The following is a 24,932-nucleotide window of genomic DNA, read 5'->3' as shown; positions in this document are numbered from 1 at the left end:
CTGCTCTACCAGCTTTCAGTCGCTTTTTTTAACCAGTTCCGTCAAAATGGTGTCCCACAAACCGCTCTCTCTGGCACGACGAAAGAAACTCCAGACAGTTAGGGAAGGAGGGAAATCATGAGGGAGCATGCGCCATTTGCAACCTGTTTTAGTGATATACAAGGTGGCGTTCACGAGTTCTCGTTTAGACCACTTATAGGTGCGATGTTGGGAGAAATAGGGTTCAAGTTTAGCCCATTCTTGATCGGTTAAATCGGTATCATATGTTTTTCGTATCATATCTTTAGTTTAACATTTTTTGTGAATACAGATTCTTAGAGTGAGACGTTTGAATGGGGTTGAAGGTTCGTTTTTAGAACCACTGTTGAAGCAATTTAGAAGATTGACAGCCGTCTTCTGCAGGTATTTTAGAAATGCCGAGAAGCTTAGGAATCCCTTCTCCGTAAGTAAAGGCAAAGAGTTCATAGGCTGACTCTCCATTCAAAGCAGCGCGTTTGACACTGTTGACATGCGAACAGAGGAGATGGATGTCCTCTTGAATGAAGTTGTCAAAAGAAGTTCCTTTAGGTAGAATGTCGCGAATCAGCGTGTGAATGTTCTCAATTCTCCCTTTCTGGTCAGAGCGATTAGGGTCACAAAAGAAAAGTTTACTTTCTCCTCGAACATCCATTTCGATATCATCGCCCCTGGCAAACTCTCCACCATTATCGGTAAGAATGACGGGAAAGAGTTGGAAAAAGTCTTTGTTCGCTTGGTGAAGAGTGTTCTTAATATCATGAGGTGTTTGGTAACCGCAAGGGCAGTTTTATTCTCCAGCAGCCTAGCGAAGATAAAGTTACAGAAGGAAAGATTGAAGGTGACTAGGATTTTACCTCCCATTCTGCCCATAACCGTGTCCATTTCCAGCCATGAGTCTAGTTGATTCAGGGCTAAATAGATTTGAAAATCCTCAGAGGAACGGTTTTTTAGCTTCTTTAGGGATGGAAGGTAGCCTATTTTTCCGTCTTTCTTTGAATTTAACGGCTCTGGCTAGGTCAATAGGAGCGATAGATAGGTAGCCTTTTCGGAGTCCCAGAAAGTCTGAGAATTGAGAGGAGTTCCTTCACGAGCCTCGACAAGAGTTTGTTCGTATTGCTTTTGAACTTGTTTAGCAAGGTAGAAGATTTTTTTAAATCCGCAATTTTGTCTTCTTTTAGGGCAATCATTACAGACAGAGGGAACTTTATCGAGTAAAGTGCAAGGAAGGTTATCACACGTAGACTCTCGGCCTTGTCTATTTCGTTTGACTTCTTTAGAAACAGTGGTCAGGTCTTTTAGAATGGATTGTCCAATAGTTTTGAGCGCTCTAAGCCTAGTTGGATATCATTACGGTCTGAAAGGGTAAGGTGTTTCTGTTTGGTCAGAGTAGGCCTCATTTCTAACTCAAACGTCTCACACTTAATTCCACCATAAAAATCCGTTTTAGACGAATTTCCACTTCGGTCAGGAAAGTGGAAGTTACTTTGAGAAGTTACCGTATCAATAAAATAGCCACTTTCTTCCTTATTCTACTAGGCTATTGCCCAAGTTTGTGATACAATAGTTAGAAACAATAATTTTAAAAAGGAGAAAAGACACATGCACATTTTTGATGAGCTAAAAGAGCGTGGTTTGATTTTTCAAACGACTGATGAAGAAGCTTTGCGTAAAGCCCTAGAAGAAGGTCAAGTTTCTTATTATACTGGCTACGATCCAACTGCTGACAGCCTTCACTTAGGCCACCTTGTCGCAATCCTGACAAGTCGTCGTTTGCAATTAGCAGGTCACAAACCTTATGCGCTTGTTGGCGGTGCTACAGGTCTCATCGGAGATCCGTCCTTCAAAGATGCTGAGCGTAGTCTCCAAACAAAAGACACAGTAGACGGCTGGGTCAAGTCTATCCAAGGACAACTTTCTCGTTTTCTTGACTTTGAAAATGGGGAAAATAAAGCTGTCATGGTCAACAACTACGACTGGTTTGGCAGCATCAGCTTCATTGACTTCCTTCGTGATGTCGGAAAATACTTCACTGTCAACTACATGATGAACAAAGAGTCTGTTAAAAAACGGATTGAAACCGGGATTTCTTACACAGAATTTGCCTACCAAATCATGCAAGGTTACGACTTCTTCGTCCTTAACCAAGACCACAGCGTAACGCTTCAAATCGGTGGTTCTGACCAATGGGGAAATATGACAGCTGGTACCGAATTGCTTCGTCGTAAGGCTGACAAGACTGGCCACGTTATCACTGTTCCATTGATTACAGATGCAACTGGTAAGAAATTTGGTAAATCAGAAGGAAACGCTGTTTGGCTTAACCCCAAAAAGACTTCTCCATACGAAATGTACCAATTCTGGATGAACGTGATGGATGCTGACGCTGTTCGCTTCTTGAAGATCTTTACCTTCTTGTCACTGGACGAGATTGAAGACATCCGCAAACAATTTGAAGCAGCTCCACATGAACGCTTGGCTCAAAAAGTCTTGGCTCGTGAAGTCGTGACTCTTGTCCACGGTAAAGAAGCCTACAAAGAAGCCCTTAACATCACTGAGCAACTCTTTGCAGGAAACATCAAAAATCTTTCTGTTAAAGAGCTCAAACAAGGACTTCGTGGAGTGCCAAACTACCAAGTGCAAGCAGACGAGAACCACAATATCGTGGAACTGCTGGTGTCATCTGGTGTAGTTAACTCAAAACGCCAAGCCCGTGAAGACGTCCAAAACGGAGCTATCTACGTAAACGGCGACCGCATTCAAGACCTTGACTATGTCTTGAATGACGCAGATAAGTTAGAAAACGAACTGACTGTTATCCGTCGTGGTAAGAAAAAATACTTTGTATTAACTTACTAAACTGTTCAACATTTATCTATAAACAAAGGAGTTAACCTCGAGAAAGGTAACTCCTTTTTGCTGTTAATAACTCTCATCTATCTATTTTTAATATACAGGCTACGCAGGACAATGCGCAAGGTTGTTAGATTATGTAAGATAGAGAGATTTGAGGGACTGAGCCAATTAAATAAGCCAAAGCCAATCAAACTACTATTTACGACAATGGTATCTTGAATATTCTTCTTGATGAGTATTTGCAAAGATGATGATAGCGAATCCAACTCTTGGAAGAAATCCAAGCGATTATCTAACAATAAGATATCACTCATCTGCTTAGAAATATCTGCGCTCTCATTCATCACTACACCGATATCTGATAGGGTTAGAGCCGCTGAGTCATTCAACCCATCTCCAACCATCAAAATAGTATGACCTTCTTTCTGCAGTTCCTCTACTAACTCAAATTTCCCATCAGGTTTCAAGTCTATATAGACCTGATCAAAGGGCAAATCTTTGACTAATTCCTCTGTCCTAACTAGGGTATCCCCTGTTGCCAGAATCAATTTTTTCCCTTGTTCCTTAAGTTTCTCCAAGGCTGCTTTTGCTTCTTTTCTCAAAGGAGTATGGATGCAGAACATTCCAATCAATTCATTCTGATAAGCCAAGAACAAGAGATTGTAGTGATTCTTGTACTCTTCAATCAAAGCATGTTGTTCCAAACTAATATGAATCCACTCATCCTGCATCAAGACATAATTCCCAATAAGAACTGGTTGGCCATCTATATGGGATTTGATCCCCTTACTTGCGATATATTGGAGTTTCCCATGCATTTCCTCATGTTCAATTCCCTCTATCTCAGCTTGCTTGACAATGGCATTAGCAATAGGATGATAAATGTGTTCCTCAAGACAGGCACTGATTCTGAGAATATCTTCCTCGCTATAATCCCCAAAAGGTAACACCTTTTCAACTATAGGATAACTAGTTGTGATTGTTCCTGTCTTATCAAACAAGAAAGTGTCAACTTCCAGGTATTTCTCCAGAACATCTCCATCCTTAATCACCATTTCACGGTTCAACCCCTCCTTGATAGCTGTCAAATAAGCTACAGGAGTAGAGATTTTCAAAGCGCAGGAGAAATCGACCAATAGGAAAGAAATAGCCTTAGAAAAAGAACCTGTCAATAGGTAAGTTAGCCCAGCCCCTAAGAAATTATATTTGACGACCTTATCTGCCATCTTGATGAAATAGCGTTGTTTCGTTTTCTTGTTTTCTTCAGATTTCTTCATTAACTCAATCAGCTGTAAAATACGGCTGTTCATCTGATTATCGGTCACACGAATGCGCAACTCTCCAGTTTCTAATACTGTATTTGCACAAACCAAATCAGACTCTCTTTTTTCAACTGGAAAACTCTCTCCCGTCAAGGAACTTTCGTTGACCATACCTAAACCTGAAACTACTTGTCCATCAAACAGAATTTCATTTCCTTGAGATAGAACCAAAACATCTCCTATTTGAACATCGGAACTCTTGATACTAACAACCGTATCGCCCTGTACTAGGAATACATCGCTCTCTTTTGCAAGAAGGCTTTGTTCTAAATCTGTTGCAGTTTTTTTCAAGGACCACTGATCTAAATGATTCCCCAAATCAAGCATAAACATGATGTTGCTAGCAGTCTTGGATTGGTTCATAAACAAAGACAATAAAATAGCCGAACAGTCCAAGACTTCCATCGTTAATTCCTTACGCACTAGTGTTTGATAGGCTTCTCTGATATAACCCAAAGCCTGATAACAAGTCCATATATAGCGAATAGGAGACGGCACCAGACTACGAAAAAGCACGCGCTTAATCGCTGCACCTGAAACGATAGAATAAGCACTCTCTTCTCTACGAACAGGAAGAGCCATCAACTCAGAAACTTTCCCTTTATCAATTCTTTTTAAAAAGGCTTCTGCATTATCTAATACAGAAAAGCCTTCTTTTATGCGTAGAGTAAAGTGCTGTTGATCCATGTAAAACTGGATAGACTCAATCCCCTTTTCATCTCGCGCCAAGGAACGAAGATAGTCTTGAATATCCAAGGTGAGTGAAAAAGAAGATGATAGTCGGATATGTTGGTATCCTCTATGTAGCACTTTAAAAGACATATTATTCTCCTATAAGGCTATCTAATTGCTCTTCTTTTTTCTCTTGCTCGTACAAATATTTAGCATCTTGCAAGACATCGTCTCCATGTTGTTTCACAACAGAAACAGATGCATCTAGCCCGTCTTTCAACTTGTAAGCCTTAGCCAAGGCTTTAGAATAACCTTTTTTAGCTTCCTTACTCGCTAAGATTTTCAAACCAAGGGTACCAAATGCGACACCACCCAAAAAGAGTGATGATTTTTTCGCAACTTTTGCAACGGTTAGTACTTCTTTTAACATACTTATTTCCTCCTTATCTTTATTATATAGTGAAATGTGCTTTATTTCAAGTCTAGGGGGTAAATTCCCTAGTATAGCGGCATTTGTGATTTGATTTATAGCCGATTTATAAAATTTGTGGACTTTTTAGGAACTTTTTATCTTTTCAATGGCTTTTTCATAAAATGAAGTAGCATTTTTCTTGTTGTCTTTGGATAGGTGGCTATAAATATCCATGGTCATAGAAAGTTTTGCATGGCCGAGCCGTGTTTGTATTTCTTTGTAAGGCAGTCCAGCATTGAGCAAGATGCTAGCGTGAGTGTGGCGGAAAGCGTGGAACGTTAAACGAGGGCAGTCAGAAAGTTTTAAATGTTTCTCAAGTCTTGACCTAAGCGCCCTAGCGTCTCTATATTCATCGAAGCAATTAGAAAATACTTTTTCATAAGTCAAGCCTATTTCTCTACCTACTTGGGATTGTCTTGCTTTGTAGAGCCGTAGCATGAGTACCGTTTTATTATCCAAGTCAATCATTCTAACGCTTGATTCTGTTTTAGGGGTAGTGACTTCTTTTTCACAGTTTAGAGTCTTATTTACGTCTAGTGTACCGTTTTGTAAGTTAATATCAGACCATTTGAGGGCTAAACATTCACGAATGCGCAAACCAGTCGCTAGAAGCGTCTTATATAGCACCGTATCGTAGAAATTTTTGTAAGTATTAGGCAACTGCTCCAGGTAATTTAAGAATTTTTTTAAGTTATCATCATCCAGATATTTTAGTTTTTGCCCTTCTTTTGCCTTACGCCGTGGAACGATGATATCACGGGCAGGATTAAAAGGGATGACTTGCAAGGATACGGCGTATTTAAGTATGCGTTTATTTAGCGAGTTAAGTTGCGGATATTCTTGGTAACCTTTGCCTAGTTGATTGTACTCTTTTGCCCATTGATTAACTTGCTTTTGAATAACTGGGGGTGTTAGCTTATCTAGTTTGTAGTCTCCAAAGGCTGGAAGTAGATAGTTTTTTAGTCTACTCTTGATTATTGTAAGGGTTGCCTTTTTTACCGTATGGCAGTAGGTTTCCAGCCAATTCTCCACCAGTTCGGCGTAAGTCTTTATCTCAACTGCTTTATATACTGTAGAGCCGTTTTTTTCAAAGTCTATTTGAGCTTGCAGCGCTTTGCTTTTAAGTTCTCTCTTGGTTCGCCCTGAAATAGTCGTCTTGACTTTCTTGCTCGTTACGGTATCGATACCAAGATAGACGCTAGAGCGATAGACTGTAGAACCGTCTTTTTTGGTGTATTCTGTTATTTTCATGGTTTTACTCCTTTTCCATCAGCAGGCAAGCAATTAGAAAAGATTTTGAGTTTATACCATGCGAGGAGCTACGAGAACCCCCTTATTTTCGATTTTAAGTAGTCAGACGGTAAAATGTACCATAATAGGAAACACGGCGAATATGGGGCTTATATGGGCTTGTTTGAGGTGAGGGAGTTTTTTTAATTATCCCTGTATATACTCACGACTTCGCCGATGGTGCGAATATCGTTGCTTTCGTCTAGTTGTATATCAGCACATTCAGGGTTAAGGCTTTCTAAATACCCTTGACGCAGTTTCTTGACGTAGTTAGCGCCGTCTACTTGAAAGATACCGATGGTGTTATAGTCAACCTGTGGGGTGTTCTTTATAAAAAGATAGTCGCCATTTTTTATCTTTGGCTCCATAGAGTTGCCGACGACATAAGCGATAGCGTCATAGTCGTCTGGTATTTCATCCTCATAGAATGAAACCTCCATATCCAAATCGTCGTCCTGCATTGAGCCACTACCAGCAGAGACAACCCCAGTAACACGACGGTAAGTAGTTTGTCTGTAGTCGTCCAGACTGATAATGTTTTCTGATACTATGTTTTCGTTTTTCTGCTCCAGCAGTTGCTTTTCAAGATAAGCCAAGGCTTTCCCTTGCCTTGGTGGAGTTAGTTGATCATAGATGGCTTGAACCGGGGAAGTGGTAGGTATTTCTTCAATGATAGGAGGAAAAAAGCTATCTATAGACACGCCGAAAATATCAGCAAGTTTGAAAATTGTGTCTTGATTAACCTTTATAATACCCTTTTCGTATTTACTTATTGTTTGTTTACTGGTTGACATTTTTTCAGCTAGTACAGATTGAGTCCAGCCGTTCTCTTTTCTAAAAAATTTTATCTTTTCTCCAACGTGTTGAGCGAGATTGTCCATGTTATCCCCTCCTTTCGTATTTTTATTATAACAAAAAAGTCACTTAAAAAGCAACTTTTTTTAATTTTTAGCAAAAAAACTGTTGACAAGTCGCCTAAAAAGCGATAATATAGTTTTGTCGCCTGATAAGCGACTTATAAAAACTAAAAAAGGAGGGAAAAGTTATTGCAGGAAAAACTGTTGATTTTACGCAAAAAACAAGGTATTTCTCAGCAAGAATTAGCTGATTATTTAAAAATATCAGTTACTTCTTATGGGCAAAAAGAACGCGGAGAAAAGGCTTTTACGTTGGATGAAATGTTTGCGCTAAGTACTTTTTTCGAGTTATCGATTAGCGAAATTTTTTTACCAAGAAAGTCGCTTAAGAAGCGACACAACTAGAAAGGAGTAACCCAATGGAACTAGTCTACATGGACGGCAAAAAAGCGCCGTATACACTAAGCAGCATCGTTGCTGAATGCGCTGAAATTAAGCACAGACATTTGAAGATCTTGCTGAATAAGCACCGCGAGGACTTTGAGAGCTTCGGAAAGGTGCAATTTAAAATTTCACCTTCAGAGAGTGGGCAAAATGTACGAGATTATATTTTGAACGAGCAACAAGCTACTTTGTTAATCACTTACTTACGAAATACAGAACCCGTAAAAGAGTTTAAGAAGAACCTAGTCAAAGCATTCTTTGAAATGCGTGAGGAACTTTCTAAGTTTCGTATGCAGAGGGCGCTAGAAAAGCCAAAAAGAAAAACCTTGCATGACAGTATTGAGAACTGGGAACAAGCACCCAAGCACGCGCATAGCACCATGAACAACCTACTACTGAAGGCAGTAACTGACAGGAACGCTAAGCAGTTAAGGGAAGAACGTGGGGGCTACAATGGCATCGATAGCTTGACAAGTGACGAGCTGGAGCAATACCAGGCATTTGAGGATATGGTAATAGCCATGATTGGCTTGAATATGAGTTATCAGGAAATCAAGGCTATGGCATTCAGAAATAAAAAAACACGCCAAAGAAGCGTGTGAGAGCAACAAAAAAAGGCTTAGCAATAACCACACCGCAAAGCCTTTCACACTATGACTAAAACGAATTTAACAAAGCAGGCAAGCTATTATCAAAGAGGTTTTAGTAAAGATTTATACCTTGATTATAGCATAATACAGCGGTTTCCGCTAGTACATTGAAAATAAAATAAGGTACGCTGGGAAGATTTTAAATTTTTTTCGGTTTAGGGGTTGACATTTGTATCCACAATTTATATAATACATTTGTGGATACAGAAAGGAGGACGAAATGACCACATCTAAAAAGATTGGTAGACCTACCTCAAATCCCAAAAATCAAAGTAAAAGATTGAGAATGACAGAGGAACAAGTAGCAATGCTTGATTATTGTGTTCAAAAAACTGGAAAAACTCAAACAGATATTTTGATGATTGGACTGGAAAAAGTCTATCAAGAATTAAAAAAATAGCGTAGACCCTCCCCGACCAAAGTTTGGATCTACACTATTGCATCCCCCACGAATGAGGTACGTAAATATCTTATCATGCGTACTCTTATTTGTCAAACACAGAAATAGAGTGCGCTTTTTGCGTACCCAAAAAATGAGGTATACAATGGGAAAACAACATCAAGTAGTAAAATTTAAAGATATTGCTGAAAAATTGCCTGAATTAGAGGGCAAAAACTTAGAAGAAATCGCTGGAGTATTAGGTTATCGCAACTTAGACAGTTGTAAGGTTAATCTCTACAATCTCAGACAAAACAAGCGACTAGGTTTTAAAGTAGAAAAAGGAGTTTACACTAAGTTTGAACTCTTGGACGGTACGGTAAAAGAGGAATTGGAAGACAAGGAATTATCAGACCGTGGGCGCTATTTGAAGAGCGTAGACCGCTATAAGGCAATGCTAAACGCCTTTTCTATCGCCTTTGATAGCACGGTCAAGGCGGAAACCAGACAAAAAGCAGAACATGACGGCTTGAAAGCCTTGGACAGAATACCAGATAAACACTACGCCCTACTTTATGACATGATGGAGAGCTAGGGATGGAACAATACACAAAAAGAGCAAGCGCCTTGATTATAACTTTTAATCGTGGAGTTATAACTCAAGATGAATTTCTTGAGGAATTTACAAAACTAAGAGAAAAGGTAGTAAAAGCAGTAAATGAGGCAAAAGAATGACAAATTATGATAGAGCCAAGCAATTCTACAGCCGTGCCACTTACGCCCTGAGCGACTTTCTGCATGGGCGGATAGATGAACTAGAATTTAGAAAACAATGGCAACGGCTAGCAGATAAAGCCGTAAACGAAATGAAGAAAAACTAAGAAAACCGAAGAGCAGGCAAGCAATTAGAAAAGGTTTTGAAAAACTGTATAGTAAAAGACATAGAAGGTAAAGAAAAAATGGATGAATATTTCAACAAATTTGAAAAACAATTAGCAATCGTAGAAAATAAGCTAGATATTTTGTCAGAATGGCATTTATCAAAGAAACACCACGGAGCGACAGAGATTGCCGAAGATTGTAGGGAGACAATGACTGGGTTATGGATTGAATTTCATCAACTGACTAAAACCTATAAACAACAGGAAGCGGAACATGAAACATTTTTAGATGCAAACATCAGCAACTTACTAGGTGAGTTGAAAAAACATGATGAACTGATGGCGGATAATTCTATTCGTTTAGGCAAGGAGCGCCCGAATTGGTTATTATTTAACTATTTGAATAAAGCTGTTAGGAGTTTTACAGATCCGAATAAACTAGCAACAGATAATACTGGTAATATTTGGGATTATCTACGTAGCCTAATTATCAAGGATTTGAAAGAAAGAGGGTTATTAAAATGAATGAACTAGATATAAGTAATACACAGGCTGTTATCTTAATCGTGGTATTGATTGGCTTACTGCTTTATCTAAACCACCGAGACCGCAAAAAAAGCGCCCAAATAGAGCGAGAAAACCAACAGACGATAGAAACACCTAGCGAGGATTTAAACCCTGATTATGGGCGATATATCCAGCATGCAGGCGTCAACGTATGGGGAGGGATGGAATGAGTTACACAATGAATTTATACCCCGATATTGAAAAAATACCAGATGAACCTTATTTTACTAAAGAGATTTTTCTAGCTATGTGTATGGACGATGTAGCACGTTTAGCAGCAACTAAAAGGATACTAGCTGGGGAACTTTTGGACAATGAAACAAGGGAGGTTATTTATAAAACTATTGATGTGATTTTAAAAGAGCAGAAAGCTATAATTTACGGCGTACTGAGTGGACAAATAACCTTTTCAAATAAAACCAGAAGGGAGGAACTGAATGAGTCTATCAGAGAATGACAAACGAGTATTAAGACTAATCAAGGTAGGTGCTGAGAACTCCATAACAGGGGCAGAAATCAGCCTGACAACCAAGCTAACAGAAAGAACAGTACGTGACATCATCAAGCGCCTAGTAGTCAAGCATAACATCCCTATTGTGGGGGTTAGATGTGGCGTTTTTAGTGGCTACTTTATACCAGCCAATAAAGGTGAGCTACTAGATGGGGCTAAGGCTTTTTATAATCAAGTACAGGAGGAGAGCAAACGCCTAGCGGTGTTGATGAATAGTGACCTAGAAAGCTACAAAGAAACCTTGAAGGAGGTGGGCGGATATGTTTAGCTTAAGCCGAGAAAGTGAGCATGATTTGACGCATGGCATTCTGGAGGTAGTGGAAAGATACCTGGAAGCGCATGAGAAAGTACCGCCAAGATTGACCAAGCTAATAAGTAGAACCGAACTCAAAGAGGAATTAAAAATTAGTGACAACACGCTGAGCAAGTGGGAAAGGCAAGGCTTGAGACGCTATCAACCGCCAGACGAAGGTTCCAGAATGATTTATTATTTAGTAACTGACATCTGGAAGTTTCTGGGGGTGGAAGAATGAGGAGGCTTGAGTTAATTCTATCCGCTGACAAATTGCCTTTGTTTGGCTTTCTCAAGTCTAGCCCTACTCAAGTATGGAAGAATGGAAATCACTACAAATTTATCTACTTTGAGCCGATAGGCGAGGGGTTGACGGCTTTTCACTACAAAGGCTTGTATATGGCAGTTAAAGACGAAAGCGAGCAAGTAGAGGGCTGGGAATTGACCAGAGATTTGGAAATAGGTTTGGCTAGTCCTGAATTACTGATGATCTTGAAGGATTTAGAGGTGAACAAATTGACTGAGCAACGGCAGGGGCTTGGAATGGAGTTGAAAGGCTGGATTTTTGACCTGATTTGTAACGGCATTTATACCAGACATGAGACTTCACTCTTTGTCCGCTTGCTATTTGTGAATGGCTACAGTTTTGGTCAGTTGGTGGACTTGTTTTCTGCAATCATCAAACGGAAAGACCTAGCCAGCTATTTCCTAGAAGTAGCGACAACATTCTATAAGGAGGTGGCTTTTGAATAGTGAGGAAATTGTAAGTAAGATCATCGAAGAGAATCAACAACAAGCACCGCCTGAAGTGGTGAACTTGACCCAAGCAAGGGAGACCGACGAGGAACACAATAGCCTAAACTTGACCAAAAAAGCAAGAGGGGATGGCTTTGCGGTCAACTTGGACAATCTCAAGAAGATTTTGAATGGAGATAGCAAGCTAAAAGGGGCGATACAGTACAACGTCTTTACTTATGAAATTGACGTGACTAGACCAATGAAGCTAAACGGTAGAACCTTGAGCGGTGCAATCGATGACCTGATTATCAGAGAGATTAGGGCTTATATTGCTACTAAGTACAAGATGGATTATAAAAAAGGAGATATCGCTGATATCTTGGAAGTGGTAGCTGGAGAACACAGTTACAACCCTTTAAAAGACTATCTGGAATCTTGCGAAAGCGAGTATAAAGAGTTAGTGAATCAGCGTGATCCCTTTGATATTTTAAGGCATTATCTCAATATCAAGGATGACGAATATAACCGTATTATCATAGATTTGTTTTTCCGTGGGGCAGTTGCTAAGGTGTTTGACCCCTCTATCAAGTTTGATTTTGTGCTGGACTTGACCGGACGGCAGGGAGTAGGAAAAACCCAATTTTTTGAGGGGCTTTTTACTCACAAGTATTTTACAACGGTTGAAACATTTACAGATAAAGATGACAAGGCTAGAATGGTGAGAAACTGGTGTGTATTTGATGATGAGATGGTGGCCAGTAAAAAGGCTAGTTTTTCAGAATTGAAGAAATTCATCACAGAAGCCAAGATGGAGTTTAGGCCGCCTTACGCCTCAAGCGACAGGCGACTACCTAAGAGTTTTATCATCGTGAGGGCAACCAATGACCATGATTATTTAAACGACCTGACAGGAGAAAGGCGCTTTCTGGTTGCAGAAGTCCACAAGGACACCGCCTATAAGGGCAGGAAGTGGACGGAAAAAGACCGTAGAGCCTTTTGGGGTGCTATGGTGGTAGCTTGGAAGTCTAACAAGTCTTTGACCCTGACAGAAGAACAGGAGAACCTGGTAAATGAGGTAAGAAGTAGGTACAAATTTGCTGATGAAACTCTTGAGGATTTGGATCGTTATTTGGCTTTACCTTTTCCAAAAAACATGTACCATTACCCAGTTACAGATAGAACCAGGTATTACTATATTTATGACATGATGAACGAGGGCTATTTTAGAAATAGTAAAGGTGGAACGGCGGAACTTGATACAGATAAATATGGCGAATTGGTAGAACGTGACAAGATGACTATAAACCTATTTTTCCAAGAAGTCTATCTAACCGACAAAGCACCACCAAAGGATAAAGCAAAGGTTAAAAAGTATATGCAAAATAAAGAGGGATGGGAACACAAACGATCTTTGAAATTTGGAAAAAGCGTTAAACCTGGTTACTCAAAACATAAAAGGTAGTTAGGGTAGTCACTAACTCAAAAAATGACTACTTTTCAGATGATAGCTAAAGCCTTTGAACAAAAAGGATTTAGAAAAAGGGTAGTTTTTAAGATTTTACTGACTACCCCCCTAAACCCTTGATATGATTGACTTTTATATAAAAAAGTAGTTATTTTATATTATTTATAAAGTGTGTAGAGTAAATAGAGTTAAGGTGTTTATTATTTATTTTTTTTGGGAGCAAGGTGACTACCTGACTACGCTCTTTGTAAACCCTTGGGACTGTAAGGCGGAGGTGGTAGTCACTAGATGCCCAAAAATGACTACCTTTTTGAAACTGATTATTTTTCAGTGATTGGATTTGATTTTTGGAGGTTATTTTAGCTATAAAATTCATGTGTATTTAACATAATGAAAAAATGTAAATTAAAAAACGCAAAATAGACCTATCCCCTTGATACAAAAGGGATTGAGAAAACGGCTTGAATTTAACAGAATAGAAGATATGTTAAATATAACAGTAGTGAAATGAGGTAAAAATGTTAGAAAAACCAAGGATAAGAAACGAGACAAAACAAATCAACGATGAATACAAAAAATACTTAACAAAAAATTGGAGAAGAAAATGAATGTAATTGAAAAAAATAAAAAGAAACTAGAAGAAGTACGGAACAAACAAGCGGAAGAATTAGCTGAAATCAGTGATCATTTACCAATAATCGAATCTGAAATTAGTTCACAGTATGAAAAATTGGCTGCTGCTGAAGCCAACCTGGATGCTGAATCTTACACCAAAATTGAAGAAAAGATTTCCGTATTAAATAAAAAACGAGAAATGTACAAAAATCGTCTCAGTAGCATTGAAAATAAGAATTATTTTTCTAAAGAACAGACGCAAAGTATTGAGGATGAAATCCGTGATTTTATGAAAAAAGAAGATGATAGATTCTTTAAAAATGCTAGTAGTCTTCTTAAAGAACTTGAAGATCTTTATACAGAATACAATAACTTAAGAAATGAAGCTGAGAACACAATCCATGATTTACAAACAAACTTTACCACTAAAGGCACTACAGGATTTAATTTTCATTCCTACGAAATCAGAGGCGAAAATCTTCGTGATGCAATGAATTGCTTTAAGGAGTTTGAAGCGTATAAATTTATTTTAAACTACAATAAAAAACAATAAAATCTTCAATAGAAATATAAATGTATAAGGAACTCACAGCTGAGAGTAGAGGTCACCCCACCCACATAAAAGAAAGGGCCCTCCCTAGATGAATACCCCAAGGACAGACCGACCGGAGTGGTCCTCACCGAGTTGCTTTTGAAAGGAATAAAAATATTATTCTCAAAACAAAAAATACTTGTGGGATTTGTGGGCTCCCCGTCGATAAATCATTGAAGTACCCTCACCCACTAAGTCCTGTGATAGATCATGTGGTTCCAGTATCAAAAGGTGGTCATCCATCATCAATAGAGAATCTGCAACTAGCCCATTGGCAATGCAACAGACAAAAGTCTGACAAGCTTTACGCTGACGATAGATCAGCTAATGCTACTGTCATAGGTAACAGGAACTTGCCACACTCCAGGGACTGGACTAGGTATAGAGCTTGAAGTCTTAATGAAAGAATTAAAATTTTTTTGTAAAAAAGAAAAATAAAAAAATATTTAAAACTCGAAAAAATAACAGATATGTGTGAAGTAAGTCCTAGCTTAAGTATAGGGGGGTATCCCCCTCCCACTAGGCGCTCGCGAGCTTCACGCCGTCACTGTACATTTTTTCTCGCGAGCGAGAAAGACAAAAAGGAGTAAATAGGATTGAATGAAACCACTTTAACTAGAAAATGCTCCAAGTGTCATGAGACCAAAGAATTATCTAGCGAAAACTTTTATAGAAAGCATTCAGACAAGAAAGGTTTCTCAAAAGTTTGTAAGCTATGTAATAAAAAGAAAGACGCGGAGCGTTACCAAAAGAAAAAAGACAAGATATTGACCCAAAAGAAACGATACTATAAACGTCAGAAAGAACGAACTAATGGAGTTGGATAAGTTTAAAACGATGATGAACGTCAGAAAGCGGATGACTTACTTTCTGAGATTCCAGAGGATGGCAGGAAGTGAAAACCAAGTTACAATAGATGAAGAGGCTTGGAAACTTGTCCTACCTGATCAGTGGAATTTGACTAGTAAGCATGAAAAAGCAATTAGAGAGAGTCTAGAAACATTTGTCCATGATATCAATAAGATAGAGAACAAGCGAGCCAGAAAATACTTTATTATCCATTATTGTTACATGAGAAAGAAAACAATGAGTGAATGCGTAGAGATGGCAGGTACTAGTTTTACTAGTTACCACCGATATAAACAGATAGCCGTCTTAAACTTTGCGAGAATCCACCAGAACGGAGAGCTAGAAGCATATAAGTAGGCGTTGGCTTCATATTCGCCCCCTATTTTGCTTTGTTTCGTACTGGACAACTAAAACACCACGGATAAACTACAAACCCTTAGAGAGCAAACTAGGGGCTTTTGTGAGGTTGTGAAAACAAGTGTGAAAAATACGCGTTATGTATTGACGAATGTTTTAAACAAGTGTATAATATAATTAAAGATACGGAAAGGAGAAACCGATGACCGAAAGAGAACTAAAAAAACTTGCTAAGAAAAAAGGTTTTATCAAAACAGCTTTTGGTAAAGGTTCGCATGAAGTTTGGAAACATCCAGACGGAAGAACGGTAACGATACCTAAACCAAAAGAAAACGATTATAGACCTGGAACACTTGGCAAGATTTTGAAAGTATTGGAAGGGGAGTAAAAAACTCCCTCCCCTATATTGGGGCGGTCATTGGTTATTATCAAATTATGAAATACACTTACTTGGCACTATTTGAAGTGGATAAAGAAAACGGCGGTTATACAATCACATTCCCTGATTTTCAAGGGGCAATAAGTGAAGCAGAGACCTTGAACGAGGCAATTTATAAGGCCCGTGAGGTGCTAGAAATCTATACAATCATGTTTGAAGATGAAGGCAAAGAGTTTCCAGAACCTTCAAGTTTCAAGGCTTTGGCTAGTCAGCTTGGCAGTGATAAGGATATTCTGCAAGCTATCTCAGTAGATACAGAACTGGTCAGAGAGCGCGAACGTTCTAAGATTGTTAACAAGACTGTAACCCTCCCTAGTTGGTTGGTTGAAGTTGGTAAAGAAAATAAAATCAATTTCAGTCAGCTATTACAGAAAGCAATCAGAGAAGAATTACAGGTATAACGTCATAAAGTACGTACTTCATGGTATAATATACCTATCAGCAGCCAACAATAAAAAAAGCACGTTTGACCGTGCTAGTTTCTTGCCTGCTGAACTCGTCATTTATTGCCCTTTTGTGGGGCTTTTTTTGTGGACTTTTTAAGACTTTTTAAGAACTTTTAATGATATCTATTCAAATGTGATTTTTTAAAAACTCAGTAATATCAAGGGTTTAGGCGTTATATTGAAGTGTGGAATGATGCCCAAGTCAAAATATAGCAATTTAGATATAAAAGCAATTTCATTCTATAAATTGGAGAATTAGTTTTATTTCTACTGAATCTCCCATCTACTTATTCCTAAAGTTGCTTTCATTTGCCTCTTTTGATACACTTAAACTATGAATACAAATCTCAAACCCAAACTTCAGCGCTTCGCTTCTGCGACTGCCTTTGCCTGTCCTATCTGCCAAGAAAATCTGACTCTGGTAGAGAGCAGTCTCAAATGCAATAATCACCATTCTTTTGACTTGGCTAAATTTGGCTATGCCAATCTGGCACCTCAAATTAAGCAATCTGCCAACTACGACAAAGAAAACTTTCAAAACCGCCAACAAATCCTAGAGGCTGGCTTTTATCAGACTATCTTAGAAACCATCTCAGACCTGCTTGCAAGACTAGAAACTGCCAAAACTATCTTGGATGTCGGTTGCGGCGAAGGTTTCTACTCTCGCAAACTCCAAGAAAGTCACTCTGACAAAACCTTTTACGCCTTTGATATTTCCAAAGATTCCGTTCAAATCGCTGCCAAGAGCGAACCCAACTGGGCGGTCAACTGGTTTGTTGGTGACTTAGCTCGCCTTCCTATAAAAGACGCCAGCATGGATAGCCTGCTTGATATCTTCTCGCCTGCCAACTATGGGGAATTCCGTCGCGTTTTATCCAAAGATGGTATCTTGATTAAGGTCATCCCGACTGAAAATCATCTCAAAGAAATCCGTCAAATGGTGCAAGACCAACTGACAAAGAAGGACTATTCTAATCAAGATATCAAAGAACATTTCCAGGAACATTTCAGCATCCAATCTAGTCAGATTGTTTCCTTAACAAAACCTATCACAGCAGATCAACGCCTAGCTTTACTTGCCATGACACCCTTACTCTTTCACGTTGATCAAACCAAGATTGATTGGAATCAACTGACAGAGATTACCATTGAAGCAGAGATTCTGGTTGGGAAAGTACGGTAAACAAATCTTTCAGATACTACAAAACCCGCACCTCTTCTTGAGGTGTAGGTTTAAATCGCGATTTTTCAACTGTCTATCCGAAAAGTGGAAAAAATTTTAACCTCTCCATTTATTTTCGATTCGAAATGACAAATTTATCAATGAATAATAAGTGAAATGAGGCAAATGTAATCCCCAAATAGCACCCATGATAAGAGATCTCTTGATGGGTAAGTGAAAAAAGAGTACGGTTACCCGTCAAGAGGGATGCCAAAATCACAAATAGTGTCCAACATAAATCAGTCCATCTATATTTTGAAAAATATTTTTTCCACATAAAAACACCTTCTTCCCTACAATCATATTATAATACTTTATGTAAGCGAATACAATAAAGATGAGGTAATCTATTAAGAAGAAGCATGAGACAGAAAGAAAGTGTTATGCCTTCACTATATCTAGGATTTCCCTATTTTTAGACAAGATTGATCCAAATCCACAGCATTTAAAAAAGCGAATTTCAATCGAAACTCGCTTTTTTACAAAATGTATTAGTATAAATTTATATCTTAGTTCAAGCGCCAGATATCTTCGTTGTACTGAGCGATTGTACGGTCAGATGAGAAGAATCCTGCTTTAGAAATGTTAACGATGACTTTATCCAACCATGCGTCACGGTCTTCGTAGTCAGCAAGCATTTGCTCTTTGACTTTGATGTAGTCTTCCAAGTCAAGGAGAGTCATGAACCAGTCTTTGTTGATCAATTCGTTGTAAAGACGTTCCAAGCGTTCTTTCTTACCTACTGCAAGAACTGCATCGCTAACGATGAAGTCAACCAATGGTTTGATAGCTTCACGAGCGTAGAATTCGCTTGATTTGTAAGCTGCTTTTGCGTAAAGGTCGATAACAGTTTCTGAATCTTCACCAAAGATGTAGATGTTTTCATCACCAACCAACTCAGCGATCTCCACGTTAGCTCCGTCCATAGTACCAAGAGTCAAAGCTCCGTTCAACATGAATTTCATGTTACCAGTACCTGAAGCTTCTTTAGAAGCAAGTGAGATTTGTTCTGAGATATCACATGCTGGGATAAGGAAGCTTGCTGCAGTAACGTTGTAGTTTTCAACCATAACTACTTGCAAGTGTGGAGCTACTGCTGGATCGTTAGCAATAACTTCTGACATGCAAAGAATCAAGTGGATGATGTCTTGAGCGATTGTGTAGGCTGGAGCTGCTTTACCACCAAATAAGATTGTGATTGGGCGAGCAGGGATGTTACCAGCTTTGATGTCAAGGTATTTGTGGATCACGTACAAAGCGTTCATTTGTTGGCGTTTGTACTCGTGAAGACGTTTGATTTGGATATCAAAGATAGAGTTTGTATTGATTTCCACACCTTGGTGTTCTTTCAAGTGACGAGCCAATTTACGTTTGTTGTGAGCCTTGATACTTTCCAATTTTTCTTTGACAGCTGCTTTGTCTTCGTAAGACAAGAGTTTTTCAAGCTCATCTGCTTCATGGTGCCAACCTTCTCCAATAATCTCATCCAAGTAGTGAGAAAGTCTTGGGTTAGCATGCATAAGCCAACGACGGAAAGTGATACCGTTTGTTTTGTTGTTGAATTTTTCTGGGTAAAGGTCGTAGAAGGCTTTCAATTCAGAGTTCTTCAAGATTTCAGTGTGGAGTGCCGCTACCCCGTTAACGCTGTATCCGTAGTGGATATCCATGTGAGCCATGTGAACACGTCCACTCTCGTCGATAATTTGAACAGCTGGATCTTTGTATTCTGCTTTCACACGACGGTCCAATTCTTCGATGATTGGTACCAAGTGAGGAACCACTTCTTGCAAGAATTCAAGAGGCCATTTTTCAAGGGCTTCAGCAAGGATTGTATGGTTAGTGTAGGCAGTCATGCTACGAACGATTGAGATTGCTTCGTCAAGCTCGATACCACGTGCAGTCAAAAGACGGATCAATTCAGGGATAACCATTGATGGGTGAGTATCGTTGATTTGGACAACTGCGTAGTCAGCAAGGTCATGCAAGTTGCTTCCTTTTTCGATTGCTTCGTCAATGATCAATTGCGCACCATTTGAAACCATGAAGTATTGTTGGAAGATACGGAGCAATTCACCTTGACGGTCACTATCATCTGGGTAAAGGAAAAGAGTCAAGTTGCGAGCGATATCTGTCTTGTCAAAGTTGATACCATCTTTAATAATAGAAGAATCAACTGAATCCAAGTCAAACAAACGCAAGCGGTTTTTAGTTGCTGTCTCATAACCAGTAACATCAATATCATAAAGAGTTGATGTCAAAGTAAAGTCTGCAAATGGTACTTGGTAGCTACGACTTGAGCGAACCAACCAGTTTTGCTCTGTCAACCATGCATTTGGAATTGTTTCTTGTTGGTTGTTTTTAAGAACTTGTTGGAAAAGACCAAAGTGGTAGTTAAGACCAACACCGTCACCGTTCAAACCAAGAGTAGCGATTGAGTCGATAAAGCAGGCAGCCAAACGTCCCAAACCACCATTACCAAGAGATGGTTCCAATTCAACTTCTTCAACTTCGATCAAGTCTTTACCTGCAGCAGCAAGTTCTTTCTTCACATCGTCATAAAGACCGAGGTTAATCAAGTTGTTTGACAAGAGTTTACCGATCAAGAACTCAGCTGAGATGTAGTAAACTTTTTTCTTACCAGTGTTAACTGGTTTTTGGCTGCTAGCAAGCTTGCTGTAGTTAAGAAGAGCAAGGTAAAGCTCTTCATTGCTACATTCTGCAATGGTTTTATTGTAACGATTTTGTACAAATTCTTGTAGTGATAACATGTTTAAGGTGTCTCCTGATATTGTATTATTTCTTTAATTCTACCAAATTTTCATTGATTCGGCGATAGATTGTTGTCAAGTCAAGCAAACCTTCCTCGACAGCTGGTGTCAATTGATCTTCAGTCATACGCCAAGACCAGTTTCCACCAAGGGTAGATGGGAAGTTCATACGAGCTGTCTCATCCAATTCTAGCAAATCTTGCATAGTTGCAATTGCCATGAAGCTAACTGATGAAAAGACTGTACGAAGCATCGCGTGTGGCACTGTTTCGTATTCTTTACGGTTCGTGTAGCGAGCCATGTACTCACGAGTCGCATCATCGATCTCGTTACGGTACCAACCAAGGACCGTGTTATTATCGTGTGTTCCTGTGTACATAACAGAGTTAGCAGGTGCCAAGTGTGGACTATCGATACTTTCATCTTCTGGATTGAAGGCGAATTGAAGAATCTTCATTCCTGGGAAACCAGTACGTTCACGTAAGTCGATCACTTCATCTGTCATGAAACCAAGGTCTTCTGCGATGATGTTTAGTTCACCAAGCTCTTCCTTAACGGCTGCGAAGAGTTTGTACCCTGGACCTTTTACCCATTTACCAGGTGCTGCTGTATCAGAACCAGCAGGAATTTCCCAGTAAGATTCGAAACCGCGAAAGTGGTCGATACGAACGATATCGTAGATCTTGAAGCTTTCGCGCAAGCGTTCAATCCACCATTTGTAGCCATCTTTGTCCATTGCTTCCCAGTCGTAGATTGGGTTCCCCCAAAGCTGACCAGTGGCAGAAAACTCATCTGGTGGGCATCCTGCGATGCAGGTTGCTTTACCAGTGGCATCTGTCTTGAAGAGATGTGGATTTGCCCACATGTCGCTTGAATCTTCCGCAACGTAGATAGGCATGTCCCCAACGATTTCGATGTAGTTGTCGTTAGCGTAGGCTTTCAATTTCAACCATTGTTGGAAGAAGAAGTATTGAGTCACACGGTGGTAAACCAACTTGTCTGCCAATTTCTCACGGTAGCTTTCAAGCGCTGAAGCTTTACGCGCACGAGCATCTGCATCTGGCCATTCTGTCCAAGCAAGATTGTCAAAATGCTCTTTGATAGCCATATACTCAGCAAAGAGTTCGAGCCATGATTGGTTGTCTTGAGCAAACTTCTCAAAATCTTTGACATCACCCGCTTCCAAGAAGCGTTTAACTGCTTTTTCTAAAAGCGGACGACGTGCGTAATAAATCTTCGCATAGTCAACTTCAGATGCATCGCTACCAAAGTCAACACCTTCAAGGTCACTAGCTTCGAGCAAGCCTTGCTCTACCAAGATATCAAGGTCGATAAAATGCGTATTTCCAGCAAAGGCTGAGAATGATTGGTATGGAGAATCTCCATAACTTGTTGTCCCAAGAGGGAGGATTTGCCAGTAACGTTGCTTCGTACGAACCAAGAAATCAACGAAACCATAGGCAGTCTGACCAAATGATCCTATCCCGTATGCTCCTGGTAGAGAAGAGATGTGCATCAACACACCACTTTGACGTTTTTTCATAATAGCACCTCATGTGTTTGTTATAAAACGTTGCGCAATTAAGACGCAAACGTTTGCGTTTAATCAATTAAGTATAGCGTATTTCAAGAATAAATGCAAGCGTTTTTAAAATTTTTTTGAATTATTTTTGTCTAACTAAAACTTATTCCCACTGATATTTTATGAAATGAGCGAAAAAATTTTTAAAGATTTTTTGATTTAAGATAATTCGTTCCGAACATTTGCTATATTTTCTGAAAATCGGGCTAAATTAACACAATCGTTTCCCTTGGTTTTCACAAAATAAGAAAATCAGCGTTTAGGATATTTTCTTCCTATTAAGGGGAATCATCTCCACTTCCAAGCCTTTAAAAATTTTTAAAATTTTTTTAAAAAACCTTGCAACCGTTTTCTATTTATAGATACACCTATTATATGCACATATCTTACGATTGCATCCGAGTTTTATCTCTATCCTATGAAAGGAGAATCATGGAAAAACAACAGCCTCGCAACGCAGCCTTGCTGTCAATCATTCCTGGTTTAGGACAAATTTATAACAAACAAAAAGCCAAAGGATTTATTCTCCTTGGTGTTACCGTTTTATTTGTTCTGTATTTTCTAACACTTGCAAGCCCCGAATTGAGCAATTTGATTACACTTGGTGAGAAAACCGGTCGTGACAATTCCCTCTTTATGCTGATTCGTGGTGCCTTCCATTTAATCTTTGTAGTCGTTTATGTACTCTTTTATTTCTCAAATATTAAAGATGCACATACAACTGCTAAACACATTAACAATGGTATTCCAGTAGCACTTACCTTTAAAGAAATGATCAAAGGAATCTATGAAAATGGCTTCCCTTACCTCTTGATCATTCCATCTTATATTGCAATGACTTTTGCGATTATCTTCCCAGTTATCGTAACCTTGATGATTGCCTTTACCAACTACGACTTCCAACACTTGCCACCAAACAAATTGTTGGACTGGGTTGGTTTGACAAACTTTACAAACATTTGGAGCTTGAGTACCTTCCGTTCAGCCTTTGGTTCTGTTCTTTCTTGGACTATCATCTGGGCTTTATCTGCCTCAACTTTGCAGATCGTGATTGGTATCTTCACAGCTATCATTGCTAACCAACCATTTATCAAAGGAAAACGTATCTTTGGTGTTATTTTCCTTCTTCCTTGGGCTGTCCCAGCCTTCATCACTATCTTGACATTCTCAAACATGTTTAATGATAGTGTCGGTGCTATCAACACTCAAGTCTTGCCGATCTTTGCTAAATTCCTTCCTTTCCTTGATGGGGCTCTTATTCCTTGGAAAACAGACCCTACTTGGACAAAGGTTGCCTTGATTATGATGCAAGGTTGGCTTGGATTCCCATACATCTACGTTTTGACTTTAGGTATCTTACAATCTATTCCTAACGACCTTTACGAAGCAGCTTATATTGACGGTGCTAATGCTTGGCAAAAATTCCGCAACATCACTTTCCCAATGATCTTGGCTGTTGCAGCACCTACTTTGATTAGCCAATACACCTTCAACTTTAACAACTTCTCTATCATGTACCTCTTCAATGGTGGAGGACCTGGTAGTGTCGGAGGTGGAGCTGGTTCAACCGATATCTTGATCTCATGGATCTACCGTTTGACAACAGGTACATCTCCTCAATACTCAATGGCGGCAGCTGTTACCTTGATTATCTCTATCATTGTCATCTCAATCTCTATGATCGCATTCAAGAAACTACACGCATTTGATATGGAGGATGTCTAAGATGAATAACTCAATTAAACTCAAACGTAGACTGACTCAAACTCTTACTTACCTCTACTTAATTGGCCTATCAATCGTGATTATCTATCCACTTTTGATTACCATCATGTCAGCCTTTAAAGCAGGTAACGTCTCAGCCTTTAAACTAGATACTAATATCGACCTCAATTTTGATAACTTTAAAGGCCTCTTCACTGAAACCTTGTACGGTACTTGGTACCTCAATACTTTGATTATCGCCTTGATTACCATGGTTGTTCAAACAAGTATCATCGTACTTGCTGGTTATGCCTACAGCCGTTACAACTTCTTGGCTCGTAAACAAAGTTTGGTCTTCTTCTTGATTATCCAAATGGTGCCAACCATGGCCGCTTTGACAGCCTTCTTCGTTATGGCACTTATGTTGAACGCCCTTAACCACAGCTGGTTCCTCATCTTCCTCTACGTTGGTGGTGGTATCCCAATGAATGCTTGGCTCATGAAAGGCTACTTCGATACAGTGCCAATGTCTCTAGACGAATCTGCAAAACTAGACGGTGCAGGACACTTCCGCCGCTTCTGGCAAATTGTTCTTCCACTTGTTCGCCCAATGGTTGCCGTACAAGCTCTCTGGGCCTTCATGGGACCTTTTGGAGACTACATCCTCTCTAGTTTCTTGCTTCGTGAGAAAGAATACTTTACTGTTGCCGTAGGTCTCCAAACCTTCGTTAGCAATGTGAAAAACATGAAGATCGCCTACTTCTCAGCAGGTGCTATCCTCATCGCCCTTCCAATCTGTATTCTCTTCTTTTTCCTACAAAAAAACTTTGTTTCAGGACTTACAAGTGGTGGCGATAAGGGATAATATATCCCCGCCACCCTTTTTCATTTTGGAGCTTGTGACTGTAAATAACATCTTTGCGACAAGCAATTTGTCTCCTAGACTT

Annotated in this window: 30 protein-coding genes and 1 pseudogene; 22 read left to right on the top strand and 9 right to left on the bottom strand. The window is 39.4% G+C overall.

The window, feature by feature from the left end; all coding sequences use genetic code 11:
• Positions 1 to 15: 15 nt before the first annotated feature.
• Entirely contained in the window at positions 16 to 279 is a 264-nt protein-coding gene (locus OVN21_RS07745; RefSeq protein WP_267246841.1) for a transposase, read from the bottom strand.
• 73 nt (positions 280 to 352) lie between these two features.
• A pseudogene (locus OVN21_RS07740) lies at positions 353 to 1,403 on the bottom strand (transposase).
• 214 nt (positions 1,404 to 1,617) lie between these two features.
• Here OVN21_RS07740 and tyrS point away from each other — a divergent pair.
• Positions 1,618 to 2,874, top strand: coding sequence for a tyrosine--tRNA ligase (gene tyrS / locus OVN21_RS07735; RefSeq protein ID WP_267247965.1), 1,257 nt, complete (start codon positions 1,618 to 1,620; stop codon positions 2,872 to 2,874).
• 77 nt (positions 2,875 to 2,951) lie between these two features.
• On the opposite strand, the gene OVN21_RS07730 is transcribed toward tyrS, so the two are convergent.
• From OVN21_RS07730 to OVN21_RS07715, 4 genes are all read right to left on the bottom strand, one after another.
• Positions 2,952 to 5,015 carry a heavy metal translocating P-type ATPase gene (locus OVN21_RS07730; RefSeq protein WP_267247964.1) on the bottom strand — a complete coding sequence of 688 codons (2,064 nt, stop codon included), beginning with the start codon at positions 5,013 to 5,015 and terminating at the stop codon, positions 2,952 to 2,954.
• A 1-nt stretch (position 5,016) separates the two neighbouring features.
• Positions 5,017 to 5,295, bottom strand: a complete 279-nt coding sequence (locus OVN21_RS07725; RefSeq protein WP_000910910.1) for a DUF6110 family protein — start codon at positions 5,293 to 5,295, stop codon at positions 5,017 to 5,019.
• Between the two features lie 126 nt (positions 5,296 to 5,421).
• Entirely contained in the window at positions 5,422 to 6,588 is a 1,167-nt protein-coding gene (locus OVN21_RS07720) for a tyrosine-type recombinase/integrase (protein WP_267247963.1), read from the bottom strand.
• 182 nt (positions 6,589 to 6,770) lie between these two features.
• Complete coding sequence (locus OVN21_RS07715; RefSeq protein WP_267247962.1) at positions 6,771 to 7,508, bottom strand: helix-turn-helix domain-containing protein; 738 nt, start codon at positions 7,506 to 7,508, stop codon at positions 6,771 to 6,773.
• 165 nt (positions 7,509 to 7,673) lie between these two features.
• Here OVN21_RS07715 and OVN21_RS07710 point away from each other — a divergent pair, with 165 nt between their 5' ends.
• The 19 genes from OVN21_RS07710 to OVN21_RS07620 all read left to right on the top strand — a co-directional run bounded on the left by OVN21_RS07710 (position 7,674) and on the right by OVN21_RS07620 (position 17,892).
• Positions 7,674 to 7,889 (top strand): helix-turn-helix transcriptional regulator, encoded by a 216-nt coding sequence (locus OVN21_RS07710; protein ID WP_054430827.1) that lies wholly within the window; start codon positions 7,674 to 7,676, stop codon positions 7,887 to 7,889.
• A gap of 14 nt (positions 7,890 to 7,903) precedes the next feature.
• Positions 7,904 to 8,530 carry a Rha family transcriptional regulator gene (locus tag OVN21_RS07705; protein WP_267247961.1) on the top strand — a complete coding sequence of 209 codons (627 nt, stop codon included), beginning with the start codon at positions 7,904 to 7,906 and terminating at the stop codon, positions 8,528 to 8,530.
• A 268-nt stretch (positions 8,531 to 8,798) separates the two neighbouring features.
• A complete protein-coding gene (locus OVN21_RS07700; protein WP_267247960.1) occupies positions 8,799 to 8,978 on the top strand; it encodes a hypothetical protein in 180 nt (59 codons plus the stop codon).
• A gap of 145 nt (positions 8,979 to 9,123) precedes the next feature.
• Positions 9,124 to 9,552: a hypothetical protein gene (locus tag OVN21_RS07695; protein WP_267247959.1), complete on the top strand. Its 429-nt coding sequence runs from the start codon at positions 9,124 to 9,126 to the stop codon at positions 9,550 to 9,552.
• Positions 9,553 to 9,554: 2 nt separating this feature from the next.
• Positions 9,555 to 9,692, top strand: a complete 138-nt coding sequence (locus OVN21_RS07690; RefSeq protein ID WP_267247958.1) for a hypothetical protein — start codon at positions 9,555 to 9,557, stop codon at positions 9,690 to 9,692.
• Positions 9,689 to 9,838 carry a hypothetical protein gene (locus OVN21_RS07685; RefSeq protein ID WP_267247957.1) on the top strand — a complete coding sequence of 50 codons (150 nt, stop codon included), beginning with the start codon at positions 9,689 to 9,691 and terminating at the stop codon, positions 9,836 to 9,838. The genes OVN21_RS07690 and OVN21_RS07685 overlap by 4 nt, the downstream gene beginning before the upstream one ends.
• 78 nt (positions 9,839 to 9,916) lie before the next feature.
• Complete coding sequence (locus tag OVN21_RS07680; RefSeq protein WP_267247956.1) at positions 9,917 to 10,363, top strand: hypothetical protein; 447 nt, start codon at positions 9,917 to 9,919, stop codon at positions 10,361 to 10,363.
• A complete protein-coding gene (locus OVN21_RS07675) occupies positions 10,360 to 10,575 on the top strand; it encodes a hypothetical protein (protein WP_267247955.1) in 216 nt (71 codons plus the stop codon). The genes OVN21_RS07680 and OVN21_RS07675 overlap by 4 nt, the downstream gene beginning before the upstream one ends.
• Complete coding sequence (locus OVN21_RS07670) at positions 10,572 to 10,862, top strand: hypothetical protein (RefSeq protein WP_267247954.1); 291 nt, start codon at positions 10,572 to 10,574, stop codon at positions 10,860 to 10,862. Before OVN21_RS07675 ends, OVN21_RS07670 begins: the two co-directional genes overlap by 4 nt.
• Positions 10,843 to 11,184 (top strand): DNA-binding protein, encoded by a 342-nt coding sequence (locus tag OVN21_RS07665; protein ID WP_156011852.1) that lies wholly within the window; start codon positions 10,843 to 10,845, stop codon positions 11,182 to 11,184. The genes OVN21_RS07670 and OVN21_RS07665 overlap by 20 nt, the downstream gene beginning before the upstream one ends.
• Positions 11,177 to 11,449 carry a hypothetical protein gene (locus OVN21_RS07660; protein ID WP_267247953.1) on the top strand — a complete coding sequence of 91 codons (273 nt, stop codon included), beginning with the start codon at positions 11,177 to 11,179 and terminating at the stop codon, positions 11,447 to 11,449. Before OVN21_RS07665 ends, OVN21_RS07660 begins: the two co-directional genes overlap by 8 nt.
• Positions 11,446 to 11,961 carry a hypothetical protein gene (locus OVN21_RS07655; RefSeq protein ID WP_267247952.1) on the top strand — a complete coding sequence of 172 codons (516 nt, stop codon included), beginning with the start codon at positions 11,446 to 11,448 and terminating at the stop codon, positions 11,959 to 11,961. The genes OVN21_RS07660 and OVN21_RS07655 overlap by 4 nt, the downstream gene beginning before the upstream one ends.
• Positions 11,954 to 13,408, top strand: a complete 1,455-nt coding sequence (locus OVN21_RS07650) for a virulence-associated E family protein (protein ID WP_267247951.1) — start codon at positions 11,954 to 11,956, stop codon at positions 13,406 to 13,408. Before OVN21_RS07655 ends, OVN21_RS07650 begins: the two co-directional genes overlap by 8 nt.
• A gap of 607 nt (positions 13,409 to 14,015) precedes the next feature.
• Positions 14,016 to 14,579 (top strand): hypothetical protein, encoded by a 564-nt coding sequence (locus tag OVN21_RS07645; protein ID WP_267247950.1) that lies wholly within the window; start codon positions 14,016 to 14,018, stop codon positions 14,577 to 14,579.
• Between the two features lie 92 nt (positions 14,580 to 14,671).
• Entirely contained in the window at positions 14,672 to 15,010 is a 339-nt protein-coding gene (locus OVN21_RS07640; RefSeq protein WP_267248000.1) for an HNH endonuclease, read from the top strand.
• Positions 15,011 to 15,431: 421 nt separating this feature from the next.
• The gene (locus OVN21_RS07635; RefSeq protein ID WP_323744039.1) at positions 15,432 to 15,824 is read left to right on the top strand and encodes a transcriptional regulator; all 393 of its coding nucleotides are present in this window, start codon (positions 15,432 to 15,434) and stop codon (positions 15,822 to 15,824) included.
• Positions 15,825 to 16,026: 202 nt separating this feature from the next.
• On the top strand, positions 16,027 to 16,212 hold the full coding sequence (locus tag OVN21_RS07630) for a type II toxin-antitoxin system HicA family toxin (protein WP_023935892.1): 186 nt from the start codon (positions 16,027 to 16,029) through the stop codon (positions 16,210 to 16,212).
• A gap of 47 nt (positions 16,213 to 16,259) precedes the next feature.
• On the top strand, positions 16,260 to 16,664 hold the full coding sequence (locus OVN21_RS07625; RefSeq protein WP_267247948.1) for a type II toxin-antitoxin system HicB family antitoxin: 405 nt from the start codon (positions 16,260 to 16,262) through the stop codon (positions 16,662 to 16,664).
• A gap of 379 nt (positions 16,665 to 17,043) precedes the next feature.
• Positions 17,044 to 17,892, top strand: coding sequence for a putative RNA methyltransferase (locus tag OVN21_RS07620; RefSeq protein ID WP_267247947.1), 849 nt, complete (start codon positions 17,044 to 17,046; stop codon positions 17,890 to 17,892).
• Between the two features lie 109 nt (positions 17,893 to 18,001).
• Here OVN21_RS07620 and OVN21_RS07615 read toward each other — a convergent pair whose 3' ends face one another.
• The 3 genes from OVN21_RS07615 to malQ form a co-directional block, all read right to left on the bottom strand.
• On the bottom strand, positions 18,002 to 18,208 hold the full coding sequence (locus tag OVN21_RS07615; protein ID WP_267247946.1) for a hypothetical protein: 207 nt from the start codon (positions 18,206 to 18,208) through the stop codon (positions 18,002 to 18,004).
• A 232-nt stretch (positions 18,209 to 18,440) separates the two neighbouring features.
• Complete coding sequence (gene glgP, locus OVN21_RS07610) at positions 18,441 to 20,699, bottom strand: glycogen/starch/alpha-glucan family phosphorylase (protein WP_267247945.1); 2,259 nt, start codon at positions 20,697 to 20,699, stop codon at positions 18,441 to 18,443.
• Between the two features lie 25 nt (positions 20,700 to 20,724).
• Positions 20,725 to 22,242, bottom strand: a complete 1,518-nt coding sequence (malQ, locus tag OVN21_RS07605) for a 4-alpha-glucanotransferase (protein WP_267247944.1) — start codon at positions 22,240 to 22,242, stop codon at positions 20,725 to 20,727.
• A gap of 471 nt (positions 22,243 to 22,713) precedes the next feature.
• Between malQ and OVN21_RS07600 the strand changes: the two genes are divergently transcribed.
• Complete coding sequence (locus tag OVN21_RS07600; protein ID WP_267247943.1) at positions 22,714 to 24,006, top strand: sugar ABC transporter permease; 1,293 nt, start codon at positions 22,714 to 22,716, stop codon at positions 24,004 to 24,006.
• Between the two features lies 1 nt (position 24,007).
• Positions 24,008 to 24,850 carry a sugar ABC transporter permease gene (locus OVN21_RS07595; RefSeq protein ID WP_001065648.1) on the top strand — a complete coding sequence of 281 codons (843 nt, stop codon included), beginning with the start codon at positions 24,008 to 24,010 and terminating at the stop codon, positions 24,848 to 24,850.
• Positions 24,851 to 24,932: the final 82 nt, after the last annotated feature.

This window comes from Streptococcus sp. Marseille-Q5986 (assembly GCF_946902915.1).
GTDB lineage: Bacteria > Bacillota > Bacilli > Lactobacillales > Streptococcaceae > Streptococcus.
Note: the sequence above shows the minus strand (reverse complement) of the source record. Positions and strands in the feature narration are given on the sequence as shown.

Bases quoted from the DNA above. Each gene is read 5' to 3' on its own strand.
- OVN21_RS07635 (WP_323744039.1), top strand. From the start codon at position 15,432: ATGGAGTTGGATAAGTTTAAAACGATGATGAACGTCAGAAAGCGGATG.
- OVN21_RS07695 (WP_267247959.1), top strand. From the start codon at position 9,124: ATGGGAAAACAACATCAAGTAGTAAAATTTAAAGATATTGCTGAAAAA.
- OVN21_RS07675 (WP_267247955.1), top strand. From the start codon at position 10,360: ATGAATGAACTAGATATAAGTAATACACAGGCTGTTATCTTAATCGTG.
- malQ (WP_267247944.1), bottom strand. From the start codon at position 22,242: ATGAAAAAACGTCAAAGTGGTGTGTTGATGCACATCTCTTCTCTACCA.
- tyrS (WP_267247965.1), top strand. From the start codon at position 1,618: ATGCACATTTTTGATGAGCTAAAAGAGCGTGGTTTGATTTTTCAAACG.
- OVN21_RS07700 (WP_267247960.1), top strand. From the start codon at position 8,799: ATGACCACATCTAAAAAGATTGGTAGACCTACCTCAAATCCCAAAAAT.
- glgP (WP_267247945.1), bottom strand. From the start codon at position 20,699: ATGTTATCACTACAAGAATTTGTACAAAATCGTTACAATAAAACCATT.
- OVN21_RS07625 (WP_267247948.1), top strand. From the start codon at position 16,260: ATGAAATACACTTACTTGGCACTATTTGAAGTGGATAAAGAAAACGGC.
- OVN21_RS07715 (WP_267247962.1), bottom strand. From the start codon at position 7,508: ATGGACAATCTCGCTCAACACGTTGGAGAAAAGATAAAATTTTTTAGA.
- OVN21_RS07720 (WP_267247963.1), bottom strand. From the start codon at position 6,588: ATGAAAATAACAGAATACACCAAAAAAGACGGTTCTACAGTCTATCGC.
- OVN21_RS07630 (WP_023935892.1), top strand. From the start codon at position 16,027: ATGACCGAAAGAGAACTAAAAAAACTTGCTAAGAAAAAAGGTTTTATC.
- OVN21_RS07745 (WP_267246841.1), bottom strand. From the start codon at position 279: ATGATACGAAAAACATATGATACCGATTTAACCGATCAAGAATGGGCT.
- OVN21_RS07705 (WP_267247961.1), top strand. From the start codon at position 7,904: ATGGAACTAGTCTACATGGACGGCAAAAAAGCGCCGTATACACTAAGC.
- OVN21_RS07620 (WP_267247947.1), top strand. From the start codon at position 17,044: ATGAATACAAATCTCAAACCCAAACTTCAGCGCTTCGCTTCTGCGACT.
- OVN21_RS07690 (WP_267247958.1), top strand. From the start codon at position 9,555: ATGGAACAATACACAAAAAGAGCAAGCGCCTTGATTATAACTTTTAAT.
- OVN21_RS07665 (WP_156011852.1), top strand. From the start codon at position 10,843: ATGAGTCTATCAGAGAATGACAAACGAGTATTAAGACTAATCAAGGTA.
- OVN21_RS07645 (WP_267247950.1), top strand. From the start codon at position 14,016: ATGAATGTAATTGAAAAAAATAAAAAGAAACTAGAAGAAGTACGGAAC.
- OVN21_RS07680 (WP_267247956.1), top strand. From the start codon at position 9,917: ATGGATGAATATTTCAACAAATTTGAAAAACAATTAGCAATCGTAGAA.
- OVN21_RS07595 (WP_001065648.1), top strand. From the start codon at position 24,008: ATGAATAACTCAATTAAACTCAAACGTAGACTGACTCAAACTCTTACT.
- OVN21_RS07660 (WP_267247953.1), top strand. From the start codon at position 11,177: ATGTTTAGCTTAAGCCGAGAAAGTGAGCATGATTTGACGCATGGCATT.
- OVN21_RS07685 (WP_267247957.1), top strand. From the start codon at position 9,689: ATGACAAATTATGATAGAGCCAAGCAATTCTACAGCCGTGCCACTTAC.
- OVN21_RS07600 (WP_267247943.1), top strand. From the start codon at position 22,714: ATGGAAAAACAACAGCCTCGCAACGCAGCCTTGCTGTCAATCATTCCT.
- OVN21_RS07730 (WP_267247964.1), bottom strand. From the start codon at position 5,015: ATGTCTTTTAAAGTGCTACATAGAGGATACCAACATATCCGACTATCA.
- OVN21_RS07655 (WP_267247952.1), top strand. From the start codon at position 11,446: ATGAGGAGGCTTGAGTTAATTCTATCCGCTGACAAATTGCCTTTGTTT.
- OVN21_RS07725 (WP_000910910.1), bottom strand. From the start codon at position 5,295: ATGTTAAAAGAAGTACTAACCGTTGCAAAAGTTGCGAAAAAATCATCA.
- OVN21_RS07670 (WP_267247954.1), top strand. From the start codon at position 10,572: ATGAGTTACACAATGAATTTATACCCCGATATTGAAAAAATACCAGAT.
- OVN21_RS07615 (WP_267247946.1), bottom strand. From the start codon at position 18,208: ATGTGGAAAAAATATTTTTCAAAATATAGATGGACTGATTTATGTTGG.